The sequence below is a fragment of the Streptomyces venezuelae genome (genome assembly GCF_008642315.1).
Taxonomy (GTDB): domain Bacteria; phylum Actinomycetota; class Actinomycetes; order Streptomycetales; family Streptomycetaceae; genus Streptomyces; species Streptomyces venezuelae_D.
On the sequence record NZ_CP029192.1, the window covers coordinates 5,848,039 to 5,864,011 of the forward strand.

Genomic DNA, 15,973 nt, shown 5'->3' on the forward strand with positions numbered 1-15,973 from the left:
CTCGATCTTGTGCGTATCCCTGCTCTGGAACACGAGATTGGGGGGAGTTCGGTTCCCGCCCGCGCGCACGGCGCGGGCGGGAAGCACATCAGGCGACGCGCGCGCCGTCCTCGTAATGGGCCCGCACGCACGCGTACACCTCGGCCGGAGCCGCGACGTGATCGAGACCGAGGAGCGCCGCGCCGAGCACGGGACGTGCGGCGACGACCCGCGGCACCGCCTTCGGCGCCCGCTCGGCGAGCAACGCCCGCACGCCGTCGTCCAGTTGCGGGTGGCGCGCGGCGAGGACGCTGCCGCCGAGCAGCACCGGAGCCTCCTCGTCGAGCAGGTCGAGCCGGTCGAGGGCCACCGTCGCCATGGCGACGACCTCCTCCGCCATCCGGTCCACCACCGAGCGGGCCACGACGTCACCCGCGGCCGCGGTGGCGAACAGGACCGGCGTCAGCTCGTGCCGCCGCACCGGGGCGACACGGCCCAGGTGCAGCGCCTCGATCAGCGCGTACATGGACGCAAGACCGAAGTGCGCGGGCAGCGTCTCGCGCAGCGCGGTCGGCTCGCCCCGCCCGTCCTCGGCACGCGCCGCGAACCAGAGGGCCTCCTCCGCGAGGCCGCCGCCCCCGCCCCAGTCGCCGGAGATGCGGCCGATGGCGGGGAAGCGGGCGGTGCGCCCGTCCGGGAGCATGCCGACGCAGTTGATGCCCGCGCCGCAGACCACGGCGACCCCGCGCGGCTCTGCGTCCTCGCGGAGCCCGGCGCGCAGGATCGCGAAGGTGTCGTTGCGCACGTCGACCGAGGGCCCCCACGCGCGTCGGCGCAGCGCCTCCGCCAACTCCCGCTCCTCCACGGGCAGATCGGCGTTGGCGAGGCAGGCGGACACGTGCCCGACGGAGTCGGCGCCCGCCTCCGCGAGGGCCCGTGCCACCGCCTCCGCCAGGATGTCCACCGCGGCCTCGACGCCGACCCGAGGCGGTTGGAACCCGCCGCCGCGGGCCGTGCCGACGACCGTGCCGTCGGCCGCGACCACCGCGACGTCGGTCTTGCTGTTGCCCGCGTCGATCGCGAGCACGCTCGTGCCTACGCCCACGCCAGGTGCTCCCGGTTGTGCGCGATGAGGCTGTCGGTGAGCTGCTCCGCGTACGCGTACTGCCCGACCAGCGGGTGGGCGAGCAGCGCCTTGAAGACCCGCTCGCGCCCGCCGTGCACGGCCGCCTGGAGTGCCAGGTCCTCGTAACCGGTGACGTTCGCGATGAGCCCGGCGTACAGCGGGTCGAGCTTCGGCACGGACAGCGGCTTCGCCCCCGAGCCGTCCACGGCGGCCTGCACCTCGATGACCGCGTCGTCGGGCAGGAACGGCAGCGTGCCGTTGTTGACGGTGTTCACCACCTGGTAGGGGCTGCCGCCGTTGCCGAGCAGCGAGGCCGCGAGGTCGACGGCCGCCTCCGAGTAGAAGGCGCCGCCGCGCTTGGCGAGCAGCTCCGGCTTCTCGTCGAGCGCCGGGTCGCCGTACATCTCCAGGAGCTGCTTCTCCATCTCGGCGACCTCGGCGGCGCGCGACGGCTTGGTGCGCAGCTCTTCGACGACGGCGTCGTGCTGGTAGTAGTAGCGCAGGTAGTACGAGGGGACGACGCCGAGCCGGTCGACGATCGCGCGCGGCATGCGCAGGTCCTCGGCGACCGCGTCCCCGTGCTCGGCGAGCAGCCTGGGCAGGATGTCGTCGCCCTGCGGACCCCCGAGGCGTACGCCCGTCTCCCACGTCAGGTGGTTGAGGCCCACGTGGTCCAGGTGCACCTCGCCGGGCGCGACGTCGAGGAGCTTCGCGAACTTCCGCTGGAAGCCGATCGCGACGTTGCACAGGCCGACTGCCTTGTGCCCGGCCTGCAGCAGCGCCCGCGTGACGATGCCGACGGGGTTGGTGAAGTCGATGATCCACGCGTTCGGGTTGGTGCGCCGCACGCGCTCGGCGATGTCGAGGACGACGGGCACCGTGCGCAGCGCCTTCGCGAGACCGCCGGCGCCGGTGGTCTCCTGGCCGACGCAGCCGCACTCCAGCGGCCACGTCTCGTCCTGGTTGCGGGCGGCCTGCCCGCCGACGCGCAGCTGGAGCAGCACGGCGTCGGCGTCCGCGACGCCCGCGTCCACATCGGACGTGGTGACGATGCGGCCCGGGTGGCCCTGCTTGGCGAAGATGCGCCGCGCGAGGCCGCCCACCAGCTCAAGGCGGTCGGCCGCCGGGTCGACGAGGACCAGCTCCTCGATCGGCAGGCTGTCCCTCAACCGCGCGAATCCGTCGATGAGTTCGGGTGTGTAGGTCGACCCTCCGCCGACCACTGCGAGCTTCATATCGGTTCTCAGCCCTTTACTCCGGTGAGGGTGACGCCTTCGACGAAGGCCTTTTGTGCGAAGAAGAAGACGATGATGACGGGGGCCATGACGAGCAGCGTCGCGGCCATGGTCATGTTCCAGTTGACGGCGTGGGCGCTCTTGAACGACTCGAGGCCGTAACTGAGCGTCCAGGCACCGGGGTTCTGCGCCGCGTAGATCTGCGGGCCGAAGTAGTCGTTCCAGCAGTAGAAGAACTGGAAGAGCGCGATGGCGGCGATGCCGGGCTTGGCCATCGGCACCACGATCTTCACCATGGTGCGGAACTCACCGCACCCGTCGACCTTCGCCGACTCGATGTACTCCTTGGGGATGGTCAGCAGGAACTGCCGCAGCAGGAAGATCGAGTACGCGTCGCCGAACGCCATCGGAATGATCAGCGGCCACAGGGTCCCCGACAAATGAAACTGCTGAGCCCAGACCAAATACATCGGAATGACGATGACCTGCGGCGGCAGCATCATCGTCGAGATGACGAGCAGCATCGCGGTGCGCCGCCCGCGGAAGCGGAACTTGGCGAGCGCGTACGCCACGGGGATCGCCGAGCAGACCGTGAAGAGGGTGCCGAGCCCCGCGTACATGAGCGAGTTGCGCCACCAGTCCAGGAAGCCCGGCGTCTCGAACACGGCCTTGTAGTTGGACCAGTGCCAGGAGTCGGGCCACAGGTCGCCGCTCATGGCCTGCGAGTCGCTCATCACCGACGTGAGGAAGACGAAGACGAACGGCAGCAGGAACAGCAGCGCGACGGCTATCGCGACGCTGTGCACGGCGATCCAGTGCAGGATCCGCTTGCGGCGGGCGCGGGCGGCGGCGGGCCCCCGGTTCGGGGAGGTCCGTTCGGGTGTCGACGCCGACGCGGGCGCGCTGAGAGTAGTGGAAGTCATCGAAAGTCCTCAGTCCTCGGTCCTGTTCCTCGGTCCTCAGTCCTCAGCCGCGAGCAGCCCGGAGCGCTTGCGCATCAGGAGCATCGTCACGGCCATGGCGATGGCGAAGAGCACGAGCGAGAGCACGCACGCGGCGCCGGTGTTGAAGTTCTGGAAGCCCATTTGGTAGACGAGTTGGGGGACCGTGAGGGTCGAGTGGTCGGGGTATCCCGGCTGGATGACGGACCCGGGTCCGATGTTGACGCCGGAGGCGACCTTCCCCGCGACCAGGGCCTGCGTGTAGTACTGCATGGTCTGGACGACGCCCGTGACCACCGCGAACATCACGATCGGCGTGATCGACGGCCACGTCACGTAGCGGAACTTGGCCCACGGCCCCGCGCCGTCCAGTTCGGCGGCCTCGTACTGCTCCTTCGGTACGTCGAGCAGCGCGGCCATGAAGATCACCATCAGGTCGCCGATGCCCCACAGGGAGAGCAGGACGAGCGAGGGCTTGGCGGTGTCCGGATCGTTGAACCAGTTGGGCCCGGAGATGCCCATGGAGCCGAGGATCTCGTTCACCGGCCCCGAGCCCGGGTTGAGCAGGAAGACGAAGGCGACGGTGGCGGCCACCGGCGGCGCGAGGTACGGGATGTAGAAGGCGGTGCGGAAGAACCCCGCCCCCGTCTTGATCTTCGTGATCAGCAGCCCGAGCGAGAGCCCGAAGACCACCCGCACCGCCACCATGATCACGACGAGCCAGAGGGTGTTCCGCAGGGCGGGCCAGAACAGGGGCATCTGGTCGAACACGTACGTCCAGTTCCTGAGGCCCACGAAGGTGGGCTCCTTGATCTGGTTGTAGTGCATGAAGGAGAAGTAGACGGTGGCGATCAGCGGGTACGCGAAGAAGACGCTGAAGCCGACCAGCCAGGGGGACAGGAACCCGAGCGTGCGCAGGCGGCGGCGCGCGGGGTTGGACAGGGACAATGCCATGGGTCAGGGTCCTCAGCTCATCAACTCTGCAACTCGTCGGCTCTTCGGCTCGTCAGCTCTTCGACTGGAGGGTGTCGGCGTCGATCTGCTCGTCGAGCTTCTTCAGGCCCTTGCGCAGGTCGTGGGTGCGCCCGGCCTCGACGCCGTAGGAGAAGTCCCCCAGCGAGACGACGTACGCGCCGCCGTTGACGGAGGGCGGCAGGGCCTTGCTGTGCTTGTTCTCCAGGATGTCGAAGAAGGTCCGGAACGTCGGGTCGGCATCCAGGTCGGGCGACTTGAGCGCCGCGAACGTGGAGGGCACGTTGTGGATGGCGTTCGCGAAGTGCACGACCTGCTGGGTGTCCGCGGTCAGGAACCGCACCAGCTCCCACGCGGCGTTCTGGTGCTTGCTGCTGTGCGCGATGCCGGCGACGGTGCCGGTGATGAAGCCGCGCCCGTACGTCTCCGCCTGATCGTCGGGGACGGGAAGCGGCGCCACGTCCCAGTTGAACTTGGCCTTCGCGTCCTTCAGCATCAGCCCGCGCCACTCGCCGTCGAGGTGCATGGCGACCTTCTCGGTCAGGAAGGCGTTCTGGCTGGACATCTCGTCGCCGAACGTCATCCGGAACCGCTCCAGGTCGCCGAACCCGCCCTGGGCGTCCGCGAGCCGCGTCGCGGTCCTGAAGAACTCGTACGTCGAAGGATCGTCGGCGAGCCGTGAGTCGCCGTCGGCGTCGAAGTACTTCGGGCCCCACTGGGCGAAGAGCCGGTCCGGGCTGTTCTGGTAGAAGCGGAAGTTGGGCATGAACCCGACCCGCTTGTACGAGCCCTTCCCGCTCCGCACGGTCAGCTTCTTGGCGACCTTCTCGAACTCGGACATCGTGCGGGGCGGCCGCTCGATGCCGGCCTCGTCGAAGGCGTCCTTGTTGTAGTACATCCCGAAGGCGTCCGCGAGCAGCGGCAGCGCGCACTGGTTGCCGCGGTAGCTCGTGTAGTCGAGCAGCGTCTTGGGGAACGTCTTGTGCTTGTCGAGGCCGGTCTTCTTCATGAACGGATCGAGGTCCGCCCACATCCCGGAGTCGCAGTACTGGCCCACGTTGTTGGTGGTGAACGAGGACACCACGTCCGGTGCCTTGTCGCCGCCGGCTCGCAGCGCCTGGTTGATGGTCTCGTCGGAGACGTTCCCGGTGGCTTTGACCTCGATGTTCGGGTGCAGCTTCTCGAACCGGTCGATGCTGTCGTTCACGGCCTTGACCTCGCCGGGTGTGGCCCAGCCGTGCCAGAACTTGATGGTGACCGGTTTCGTCGGGTCGTCGTTCGCGCTGCCGACGCTCGGGTTGGCGCAGCCGGAGAGCAACAGGCCGGCTGCGGCGAGCGCCGCGGACGCGCAGGTGGGCATGCGCCATCGCGGCATGGCGGACTTCCTTTGCGGGGGAGGAGAGGGAAGGGGAGCGGGAGGTCGGGGGTGGTGCGGTGCCGAGGGGCCCTCAGCCCGTGTCGAAGACCTGGTCGCGGGCCTGGGTCAGGGCCTGGCGGAGTGCGCCGGTGAGGATCGGGTCGCCGTCGAGTTCGCTGATGCGGATCAGCGGGCGGGGCAGCGCGATGCCGGTCAGTTCCTCCTCGACCCGGACGCGCAGCTTGTCGCCGCCCGCCTGGGCCACGGAACCGGAGAGCACGACGAGTTCGGGGTCGACGACGGCGACGACGGCGGCGATGCCGGTGGCGATGCGGCGGGCGACTTCGTCGAGCGCGGAGTCGTCGGCGAAGACATCGGTCAGCGTCGCCCCGTCACCACCGAGTTTCCGTACGACGTACGCGGAGACCAGGCTCTCGAAGCCACCGTCACCGCCTCCCCGCTGACCCGGGCTCCGGCGCAGCAGGGGGGCGCCGGGCAGCGGCATGTAGCCGATCTCGCCCGCGCCGCCGGTCGCGCCGCGCAGCAGGGTGCCGCCGAGCACGATGGCGGCGCCGACGCCTTCGTCGAGCCAGGTCAGCACGTAGTTGTCGTGGTCCTGGGCGGCGCCTTCGTACTGCTCGGCGACGGCGGCCAGGTTCACGTCGTTCTCGATGTCGACGGGTGTGCCGAGGACGGCGGCGAGGTCGTCGCGCAGCGTCCGCGAGTGCCAGCCGGGCAGGTGCGGGGCGTAGCGCAGCTGGCCGGTGTGCGGGTCGATGGCGCCGGGGGTGCCGATGACGGCGGCGCGCAGATCCTCGTGACCGAGCCCCGCCTGACGCAGGGCGCCGTCGACGGCTTCTGTGACGAGCTGGGCGGTGCGGTGGCGGACGTCCTCGGCGACGGCGTCGGCCTCCACGCGCTCCCTGCCGAGCACGGTGCCGGTGATGTCGGCGACGAGGGCGGTGATTCCCGTGGGGTCGGCGGACAGGGCGGCGACGTGTCCCGCGCCGGGGTCGATCTCGTACAGCAGGGCGTTGGGCCCCGGTCGGCCGCTGAGGCTGCCGGTGGTGTGGACGAGCCCGGCGGCTTCGAGGCGGCCGAGCAGCTGCGAGGTGGTCGGCTTGGAGAGCCCGGTCAGCTCGCCGATGCGGGTACGGGTGAGGGGGCCGTGCGCGACCAGGAGGTCGAGTACGGCGCGGTCGTTCATGGCGCGCAGGACGCGGGGGGTCCCGGGGGCACCCGGTCCCGGGGTACTGCCTGTTGCCATCACGACACCTGCCTCTCAGCTGCCCGTACGGTACGGCGGCCGCTAACTGTTAGGAAACTTTCCAATTGGTGAGGACCGTACGGCTGGCGTGAATGAGGCGTCAATAGCGGGCGCCGCCCCGGCAACCAAGTCGTTACCTGTGGGGTGGGGGTGTTGCACGGGGTGCATCGGACGCACCGGAACGCACGACGCCCGCGACCGGGCGGGGTCGCGGGCGTGTGTCGGGGGAGGGGGTGTTCCTGGATCGGGTCAGCTCGCCCCGCCCTGGCCGGCGCTGCCCATCGGGCCGACCTTGACGGAGGTGCCGGAGCCGTCCGTGACGGGCAGCGAGCCGCCCGGCCACTGCAGGCTGACCGACTTGGTCTCGCCGGGAGGCGTCACGACGAGGGAGCTGACCTTGACGCCGGAGCCGCCGGAGTCGTTCACCGGGTAGGTGACCCCGAAGGACACGGACTCGCCGGCCTTGAGGGTCATCGGGTCGGACGCGCCGCCGCTGCGCTCGGCGGAGAGGGCGCCCGCGCTGGTCTTCAGGTCGACGCCGGCGAATCCGTTCAGGGCGCAGTCGCTGCCGCCGTTCTTGAACGTCACGGCGACGGTGCCCTCCGTGTCGCCGTCGATGGTGGCGTCCTGGGCGGTGATGTCGAGGCGGTCGGTACGGCACGTGTTCGCCTTGTTGTCCGCGCTCTGCCCGCCGCTGCTGGCGCCGCCCTTCCCGGCGGAGTCCTTGCCGCCGTTCGTGCCGCCGTCCTTGCCGGAGGCGTCCGGCGCGCTGCCGCCCGAGGAGGACTCGGAGGCCGCGGAGGAGGTGTCTCCCTGGCCCGTGACGTCGTCGTCGTTGCAGGCCGTCAGCGAGAGGCCGGCGGCGACGGCCAGGGCCACGAAGGTGAGCTTGCGAACGCGCATTGTCTTTTCCTCAAGTCGGTTGGGGTGTGCCGGGCGCTGCTCGGCGCGGTGTCGCTGTCGCAGTCGCAGTCGCTGAGCGAGCGTTACGCCCAACAGGACCGAACAGGACCGCGCATCCGTTCCAACTAACTCCGCGCTAAGACACCCCTGTTACACGCGTCGCGGTCCCGGAGGGGCCCCGAATCCCGGACGAATGTCTGTCGTACGGGGGGTGGGGCGGGCCTGCGGGGGCCTGCGAGGGCCGGGAACGCCGGCTCCCGGCCCCACCGGGCGTCCACGCTCTCCCACGCCCCGCTGGGACAGATCCGTGACGCAGTAGATCTTGACCGTGAGGCGGGTCGGCGATTCGGCGGCAACTTCGGTGGGCCCGCGCCGGTTGGTTGCCGGGGCCGCCCGGGGTTTTGCGGAGTGTGGCGGTTCCGGGCCGGCAGTAAAGGGCGCTCCGCTGCGCTACGCGTCGGCTTCGCCGATTCCGCTTCGCTCCACCCTTGACTCCCGCCCCTCCACCGCGACTTGACCATGACCCGGACGGCCAGGGGTGGGGCCGACGGGGGCGGCTGGGATGGGTCATCCCCTTTCGCTGCCGGGTGCGGACCGGCCCAACGCGAGTGGACGTCACCGTCCGGCGGCGGCCTCGCCGCTCGGGCCATCGGCTCGCGCTGCCGGGTGCGGCCCGGCCCAACGCGAGTCGCCCTCACGGTTCGGGGCGGGTCCGCCGCTTTCGTTGCCGGGTGCGGACCGGCTCATCGTGGGTGGGAGTGAGGGTGGATCTGCCGGTGGGCTGCCTGGGCCTTGCCCTCCGGCACCTACTTTCGGAAAGTTGCGAATCGGTTGGCCGCGCGCCCCCTCCCCACCCCCCATGCGCCCCCTCGCCTGCGGGCTTGCCACGCCGGATGCTTGAGATCGGTGACGTCGGGGGCGGCGCGTGGGGTGTGGGGAGGGGGCGCGCGCCGGGTCGGTTCGCAACTTTTCAGAAGTAGGTGCCGGAGGGCGGCCGGGGCGCGGGGCCTCTGCCCAGGGCGGCACTTCGACCGTCGCGTCTGCGCACGTTGGGCCGGTCCGCACCCGGCGACGAGAGTGGATGACCGGACCGTTGAGGAGTTCGGCGAGCGTCGCGGTCACGACCTCCGGATCGTCGGCACCGACGCCCGCGTGGACGAGACGAGCCGACAGGCACACGGAGTTGAACCGGGTTCCGAGCGGCAACAGCGTGATGCCCTGTTTCCGCCACCCATGGTGTGCGTGGTGGGGTTCTTGCTGGGCGCGCGCGAGCCATTCGAACGCCGCGCTCACCGGTCGGGGTGAGGTTTCCCTTTCCACGTTCAGAGCGCGGCTCGTAATACTCGTAATGTCTGCCATGTCGATTCCTCGTCAGTCGGCTGCTCCCGGGCCACGCTGCAAGTGACCGAGAGTCTCGTCTGACCAGCCAACCGATTCGACGCGGGCACAGGGCAGTTGACCAGCGTTGACGTACGCTCTGGTCAACAGTCAACGGGAGCGGCAACGTGATCGATTTCGGGGACCAGGTACGCAAGGCTTTGAGGGGCCGGGGGATGAGTCTCCGGGGCGCGGCCAAGGAGCTCCACTACGACGTTGCCTACTTGAGCCGCGTCATCAGCGGCAAGCAGGCGCCGTCCGGTGAACTGGTCCAGGCCGTGAATGAACTGCTCGGTCTGTCACTCACCACAGAGGACGCGTGCCCGCACGATGACGAGATGGACGCATGGGAGTTGGTGCGTCGTGTCCAGGCCAGCGACGTCGGCCCCGCCACGCTGAGCCGACTGGAGCGAACCTTCGATGACCTCGCCATGGCTTACCCCAGATCCGAGCCGGGTGACTTGCTGAGAGGGGTACGAAGGCACTCGGCCTACGTCGTCCAGCTCCTCGGTGCCAAGAAGACGCTTGCCGAACACCGGCGCCTGCTCGTCGTCGGCGGCTGGCTCTCGCTGCTCGGTGCCACGCTGCACATCGACCTGAAGCAGGAGGGCGCTGCTACCGCACGGCTTCAGACCGCGGCAGCTCTCGCCCGAGAGGCGGGCGTCCCCGAGATCGAAGCGTGGTGCTTCGAGACGGACGCGTGGCGCGTGCTCACCGAGGGGGACCACGTCCGGGCCCTGGAACTTTCCCGCGTTGCCCAGACAGCCGCCCCGCCCAGGTCGTCCGCGCTGATCCAGGCGACCGCGCAAGAAGGCAGGGCACAGGCGCGGCTCGGCAACAGCCGGGAAACCTACTCGGCGGTGGAGAGAGTGCAGGCCTTCTCGGCGGCCTCGGGCACGCCGGAGAGCCCCGAGCACCATTACCGCTACGACCCCGGCAAAGCCCTGTCGTACACCGCAACAACCCTGGCGTGGCTGGGGGAAGCGGCAGCGGAACCGTACGCGCGCGAAGTGATCAAGCGCCTGAGCCCGAGCGACGACGTCGCCTGCTGGCCCAGGCGGGTGGCATCGGCCAACATCGATCTGGGGCTGGTCCTGGTCGCGGAGGGCCGGATGGACGAAGCGTGCGACTCAGTGCAGAAGGCCATCCTCAGCGGCAAGGTCGTTCCCTCGAACCACTGGCGTGCGCTGGAGGTCGTCCAAGCCGTCGAGTCACGCGCTCTGCCGGAGGCGGCGGAGCTGCGAGAGGCGTACCAAGGACTTACTGCCATGGAGCAGTAGTCCCAGATACGGAGAAGCGCCGGTTCCCCTTCGCGGTCCAGGCCGGTGCGGGTGCCGGAGTCCTGAGACCGGATCCTCGCAGTCCTCTGGGCACCGGGCGGAACGGGAAGGTCTGGACGGGTTCTCCCACGTGGAGGTTCTTTTCGTCTTCGACCAGTTCTCGGAGCCCGACGGCCACCTCGAACCCCGCCCCTGCCGCGGCCGCCCCGACCTCCCGCCCGTCGGCATCTTCGCCGGCCGCGGCCCCCGCAGACCCAACCGCATCGGGGTGACCTGCTGTGCCATCGAGTCCGTCCGAGGCCGGGAACTGACGGTGGTGGGGCTCGATGCGGTGTCGGGTACGCCCGTCGTCGACCTGAAGCCGGTGATGGCGGAGTACTTCCGGCCCTGAGGACGTACCCGGGAGTGGCGGTTACTTCGCCAGGTTCGGCGGGGGCGGCGGTATCGGGGATGCCGCCAGGGACTGGGGGGATGTCGCCGAGGCGTAGGCGGAGGGGGCGGCGACTGCCGCCGAGGGGTCCGCCGCGTCCTCCTGGACCGCCAGAGGCAGGCCGCCCACGATGCGGATGCCCGCCTCGTCGAACGCCCGCTTGATGCGCCAGCGCAGCTCCCGCTCCACGCCCAGGGACTTCCCCGGCATCGTCTTGGCCGAGACGCGGATCACCATCGAGTCGAGCAGGACGCTGTCCAGGCCCAGGATCTCCACCGGGCCCCACAGCCGCTCGTTCCACGGCTCGTCCTTCGCCATGGCCTCGCCGACCTCCGCCAGCGTCGCCTTCACCTTGTCCAGGTCCTCGTCCGGGCGGACCGTCACGTCGACGCCCGCGGTGGACCAGCCCTGGGAGAGGTTGCCGATGCGCTTGACCTCGCCGTTGCGGACGTACCAGATCTCGCCGTTGTCGCCGCGCAGCTTCGTGACGCGCAGGCCGACCTCTATGACCTCGCCCGACGCGACACCCGCGTCGATCGAGTCGCCGACGCCGTACTGGTCCTCCAGGATCATGAAGACGCCGGACAGGAAGTCGGTGACGAGGTTGCGCGCGCCGAAACCGATCGCGACGCCCGCCACACCGGCGGACGCGAGCAGCGGCGCCAGGTTGATCTCGAAGGTGCCGAGGACCATCAGCCCGGCCGTGCCGAGGATCAGGAACGAGGCCACCGAGCGCAGGACCGAGCCGATCGCCTGCGAACGCTGGCGGCGGCGCTCCACGTTCACCAGGAGTCCGCCGAGCGCGGTGCCGTCCACGGCCTGCGCCGTGCGGTTCATGCGGTCTATCAGCTTGGTGATGGCGCGGCGGACGAGGACGCGCAGGACCACCGCTATCGCGACGATGAGCACGATGCGCAGGCCGATGCCGAGCCACGTGGACCAGTTCTGCTCGACCCAGCTCGCCGCGTTCGTGGCGCTCTCCTGAGCGTCCTCGAGCGTGGGCGGCTTGGACTTTTGCGGGTCGTCAGGGTCCGTTCCGGCTGCCGACAGGACGGACAGGAACACGGCAGGTACCTCCAGGTATCGCGGCCTGCCCGGCGAACGAAGGACCGCCAAGGACCGCCATCGAAGCGGAACCGGGGGGACCGGGCAGACTCACCACACTAACGGGGCATCGTGTGTGGATCGTTGTGATGTTCGGGGGAGAGACGGTGGTCACCACGGTGCTCACCTGGGGAAGTGCCCAGGAGAACCGATTGCCGTCCCCGTGCCGTGCCCCCTGTGGTCGAAAACACTTCAAGGCCGTTACGGGGACATGCTGGCGCTACGACCAGGCATGAGGGGAGACTGGCAGCAGATCGTCCCGGCGCGAGCCACGCGCCGCCGGCGTAATAGGAGGCATCCGTGCCGCATGTCCTGGTCCTCAACGCGTCGTACGAGCCCCTCGGCGTCGTACCGCTCCGCCGCGCGCTCGTCCTCGTCCTGGAGAACAAGGCTCTCTGCCTCGAGGAATCCGGCGCCTTCATGCACAGCGCAACGCGCACCGTCCCCGCACCCAGCGTGGTCCGCCTCAAGCGGTTCGTCCGGGTCCCCTACCGAGGGCCCGTCCCGCTGACCCGGCGGGCGCTGTTCGCCCGTGACGGCGGCCGGTGCATGTACTGCGGTGGCGTCGCAACCAGCGTCGACCACGTCATTCCGAAGAGCCGAGGCGGCCAGCACGCCTGGGACAACGTGGTGGCTTCGTGCCGCCGCTGCAACCACGTCAAGGCCGACCGGCACCTCATGGAGCTCGGCTGGCGGCTGAGGCACAAGCCCGCGCCGCCCTCGGGCCTCGCGTGGCGCATCATCGGGACCGGACATAGGGATCCGCGCTGGCTGCCGTACTTGCAGCCGTTCGGCGCGGACGACGCGATGGCTCGGATCGACGGCATTTCCGCCTAGCAAACGATCCGGGCCTTTGTTGTACGTCGGTACGTGTACGTACGGTGCCGTACGTGGAGTACGCGTACGGCGGACGCGTGGCGGTCGCTACTTGTCAGCGACCGCGTACGCCTGCACGGACCAGAGCGAGTAGCCGAAGCGCGTGGCCCGCTTGTCGCCCTGCACGCGGATGAAGCGGGTGTCGCGCGCGTCCATGCGGACCGACTCACGGCCGCCCCTGCCGTCCCGCACGGTCGCCGCCGTCCGCCAGGTCCTGCCGTCGGCCGACGTCTGCACGCGGTAACCGGTCGCGTACGCGTCCTGCCAGCGCAGCACGACCTGGCCGAGCCTGACCGGCCCCGCGAGCTCCGCCTGCCACCACGCGCCGTCCTCGGCCGGGGACGACCAGCGGGTCTTCGGGTCGCCGTCGATCGCCGCCGACGCGGGGAAGTCCTTCGTCTCGTCGCCCGACGACGACGCCTTCGCGCCGCGCGTCAGGTCGGGCCCGGCCGTGCGCGGGAAGGCGTGGACGGAGACCGTGCGGGTGTCGTCGCCGAAGGCCCCGAAGGTCAGGGGGATGTCGTATGTTCCCGGGCGCGTGCCCGCGGGGACCGTGATCTCCACCGGTACGTCGACCTCCGTTCCGCGCGGCACGGACGTCGCCGTGCCGGGGACCTTCACCTCGATGCCCCTCGGCGCCTTCGCGCGGAGCGTCCCGGTGACGTCGCCGGGGCGCAGCGAACGCAGCTTCGCCGAGATCCGCAGCGGGCCTCCGCCGATCTCCGCGTCGGCCTCGGTGCGGGACGGCGACAGGCGCGCGTCGGGGGTGTCGGCGAACCAGGGGACGAGGTGGTGGACGGAGCCGTCACGGGCGGTGGTGCGGATCGCGTCGGCGCGCAGACCCCTGTGGTCCTTCGTGAGGTTCAGTTCGGTGAAGCCGGCCCGTGACAGTACGCCGACCCGCTGCCAGCCCTTGCCCGGAACGTGCGCCTCGACCGTGCCCTCGGCGCCGGGGTCGGTCAGCGCCGTCACCGCGGCCAGCGCGCGGTCGCGGCCGAAACGGGCCGTCGGGCCCTGCGACGCCTGCTTCTCGTCCGTCCCCGCCCAGTCCGCGTACGCCTGCTGCGTCCGCGCGAGGAACGGGTCGAGGACGCCTTCGCCGACGGTGACGCCGCTCCGCTTCAGCTCCTCGCGGAGCTTCGTCAGGGCGCGCGAGCCGCGCCAGGCGGCCGCGCCGTCGCCGGCGGACTGCGCGGCCAGCAGGTCGACCGCCGTCTCGCCCGCCTCGCCGTAGCGCGCCAACTGGTCGATCCAGGGGCGCACCTCGCCGTCGAGCTCGCTGTCGGCCAGCCGCCGCGGGGCCTGGCGCATCACGGTGAAGGCGGCGCGCAGCGCGTTCGCGGCACGCTCGTTCCGTGCCCGGTCCTTCGTCGTACGGGCGTCCCAGAAGCCGTCCATGAGCGGGCGCAGGTACGCGGACTCGTCGGCGCCGAGCACGGACGACGCGTCGTTGCCCGCGAGGGCCCGCAGCGCGCCCCGCGCCTTCGGGTCGCCGCCCGCGAGGTCGTCGATGGCGGCGAGCCAGGACTCGTGGGGGCGGTAGGCGCGCGGGTTCCAGGCGTAGTCGGCGGCCGTGAAGAGGGGGATGCGGGAGGCGGAGGGCTGCTCCATGGCGTTGCCGAGGAGGGCGGCCGAGCCGGTGGCGACGGCGGGCTCGCGGCCGGTGTAGGGGCCGAGGAAGATACGGTCCTGCGCGAAGTCGTTGACGGGATAGTTGTCCATCGTGACCAGCGGGTGCGGGCCGAACGCCTCGCGGGCGCCGGCGAGCTCGCGCCCCGTGATGGTGCGCGGGACCACGCCGATGCCCGTCCACGCCACCTCGACCCGGCGGTCCAGCGCCTTCGACAGCGCCGCGCGGTACTCCGTCGTGCCGTCCTGGAAGTACTCCGTCGGCATGAGGGAGAGCGGCTCGGCGCCCGGGTGGCGCGCGGCCAGATGCGCGGCTACCGCGTCGGCGACCCGGGCCTGCGCCTTCGCCGCGGCCTCCGGGCCCGAGCCGAACCGCTCGGCGTCCTGCTCGCAGTGCCATTCGCTGTAGCTGACGTTCTGGAACTGCAGCTGGAAGGCGCGCACGCCGAGCGCCCACATCGCGTCGATCTTGCGGGTGAGGTCCCTGACGTCCCGGTCGGACGACAGACACATGGCCTGGCCCGGGGAGACGGCCCAGGCGAGCGTGACGTGGTTGGCCTCGGCACGCCTGGCCAGGGCGCGGAAGTCGGCGCGCTGGTCCGCGGGGTAGGGCTCGCGCCAGCGGGCCTGGCGGTACGGGTCGTCGCCGGGGGCGTAGAGGTACCGGTTCTGTTTGGTGCGGCCCATGAAGTCGAGTTGGGCGAGGCGCTGCTCACGGGTCCAGGGCGTGCCGTAGAACCCCTCGGTGAGGCCGCGCACGGCGGTGCCGGGCCAGTCGCGGATCTGGACGCCGGGGACGGTGCGGGAGGCGGCCGGGGTGCCGGTGCCGGTGAGCTGCCGCAGGGTCTGCACGCCGTGGAAGAGGCCGTCCTCGCCGGTGCCCGCGAGGGCGACGGTGTCCCGTCCGTCGACGCGTCCGACGGCGAGCCGGTACCCGCCCCTCGGCAGGTCGCCGCGCTCGCGGGCCCCGAGGGAGCGCAGCGCCCGGTCGGCGCCGACGCCTCCGGCCCGTACGACGAGGGCGGTGCCCGTGGGCAGCGGGTCGCCGTCGCGCACCTCGGTGACGCGCCGGGCGCCGGTGGCGTGGAGGTGGTCGCGCAGGGCCTTCACGGCGTACGGGTCGTGGTCGCCGTGGTCGCCGTGCGGGACGACGAGGACGACGTCGTCGCCGATCGTGACGGCGGTGCCCGAGGCCGTCATCGACTGGGGGCGCGGCCAGACGGAGGGGAGGCGGGAGCCCGTCGTGGTGTCGCCGTCCGGGAGGGTGACGGGGGCACCGGGGCCGCCGGGCGCTCCCGGGTTCGCGAGGGCACCGGGTGCGCCGCCGAGTGCCCCTGCGATCACGGCGACCGCGACGGCGGCCGCGCCCTTCCTGCGCCGCAACTGCACGGCCCTTGCCCCTGTCTGTGTCCCTGAGGTCCTTGCGGTCCCTCGCGTCACCTGTGCAAGTGAGCCCACCACTGAGGCGGCGGGAGTGTCAACGGGAGGGGGTGTCGC

Annotated in this window: 12 protein-coding genes; 3 read left to right on the forward strand and 9 right to left on the reverse strand. The window is 70.9% G+C overall.

What is annotated here, in order from left to right; translation table 11 throughout:
• Positions 1 to 88: 88 nt before the first annotated feature.
• The 7 genes from DEJ48_RS25650 to DEJ48_RS25680 form a co-directional block, all read right to left on the reverse strand.
• A complete protein-coding gene (locus DEJ48_RS25650; RefSeq protein ID WP_150218614.1) occupies positions 89 to 1,084 on the reverse strand; it encodes an N-acetylglucosamine kinase in 996 nt (331 codons plus the stop codon).
• The gene (locus DEJ48_RS25655) at positions 1,075 to 2,340 is read right to left on the reverse strand and encodes a 6-phospho-beta-glucosidase (protein WP_150218615.1); all 1,266 of its coding nucleotides are present in this window, start codon (positions 2,338 to 2,340) and stop codon (positions 1,075 to 1,077) included. The genes DEJ48_RS25650 and DEJ48_RS25655 overlap by 10 nt, the downstream gene beginning before the upstream one ends.
• Positions 2,341 to 2,348: 8 nt before the next feature.
• Positions 2,349 to 3,263: a carbohydrate ABC transporter permease gene (locus DEJ48_RS25660; protein ID WP_150218616.1), complete on the reverse strand. Its 915-nt coding sequence runs from the start codon at positions 3,261 to 3,263 to the stop codon at positions 2,349 to 2,351.
• A 36-nt stretch (positions 3,264 to 3,299) separates the two neighbouring features.
• Complete coding sequence (locus DEJ48_RS25665) at positions 3,300 to 4,235, reverse strand: carbohydrate ABC transporter permease (RefSeq protein WP_150218617.1); 936 nt, start codon at positions 4,233 to 4,235, stop codon at positions 3,300 to 3,302.
• Between the two features lie 52 nt (positions 4,236 to 4,287).
• On the reverse strand, positions 4,288 to 5,628 hold the full coding sequence (locus tag DEJ48_RS25670; RefSeq protein ID WP_150218618.1) for an ABC transporter substrate-binding protein: 1,341 nt from the start codon (positions 5,626 to 5,628) through the stop codon (positions 4,288 to 4,290).
• Positions 5,629 to 5,701: 73 nt separating this feature from the next.
• Positions 5,702 to 6,877 carry an ROK family transcriptional regulator gene (locus DEJ48_RS25675; RefSeq protein ID WP_150218619.1) on the reverse strand — a complete coding sequence of 392 codons (1,176 nt, stop codon included), beginning with the start codon at positions 6,875 to 6,877 and terminating at the stop codon, positions 5,702 to 5,704.
• A gap of 249 nt (positions 6,878 to 7,126) precedes the next feature.
• Positions 7,127 to 7,780 (reverse strand): DUF4232 domain-containing protein, encoded by a 654-nt coding sequence (locus tag DEJ48_RS25680; RefSeq protein ID WP_150218620.1) that lies wholly within the window; start codon positions 7,778 to 7,780, stop codon positions 7,127 to 7,129.
• A gap of 1,505 nt (positions 7,781 to 9,285) precedes the next feature.
• On the opposite strand from DEJ48_RS25680, the gene DEJ48_RS25685 reads away from it, so the two are divergent.
• A complete protein-coding gene (locus DEJ48_RS25685; RefSeq protein WP_150218621.1) occupies positions 9,286 to 10,437 on the forward strand; it encodes a multiprotein-bridging factor 1 family protein in 1,152 nt (383 codons plus the stop codon).
• Complete coding sequence (locus tag DEJ48_RS25690; RefSeq protein ID WP_223832202.1) at positions 10,340 to 10,828, forward strand: TrmO family methyltransferase; 489 nt, start codon at positions 10,340 to 10,342, stop codon at positions 10,826 to 10,828. The genes DEJ48_RS25685 and DEJ48_RS25690 overlap by 98 nt, the downstream gene beginning before the upstream one ends.
• A gap of 21 nt (positions 10,829 to 10,849) precedes the next feature.
• On the opposite strand, the gene DEJ48_RS25695 is transcribed toward DEJ48_RS25690, so the two are convergent.
• The gene (locus tag DEJ48_RS25695) at positions 10,850 to 11,932 is read right to left on the reverse strand and encodes a mechanosensitive ion channel family protein (protein ID WP_150218622.1); all 1,083 of its coding nucleotides are present in this window, start codon (positions 11,930 to 11,932) and stop codon (positions 10,850 to 10,852) included.
• 339 nt (positions 11,933 to 12,271) lie between these two features.
• Here DEJ48_RS25695 and DEJ48_RS25700 point away from each other — a divergent pair, with 339 nt between their 5' ends.
• Positions 12,272 to 12,808, forward strand: a complete 537-nt coding sequence (locus DEJ48_RS25700) for an HNH endonuclease (protein ID WP_150184145.1) — start codon at positions 12,272 to 12,274, stop codon at positions 12,806 to 12,808.
• A gap of 87 nt (positions 12,809 to 12,895) precedes the next feature.
• On the opposite strand, the gene DEJ48_RS25705 is transcribed toward DEJ48_RS25700, so the two are convergent.
• Positions 12,896 to 15,865, reverse strand: coding sequence for a beta-N-acetylglucosaminidase domain-containing protein (locus tag DEJ48_RS25705; RefSeq protein WP_150218623.1), 2,970 nt, complete (start codon positions 15,863 to 15,865; stop codon positions 12,896 to 12,898).
• Between the last annotated feature and the right edge of the window lie 108 nt (positions 15,866 to 15,973).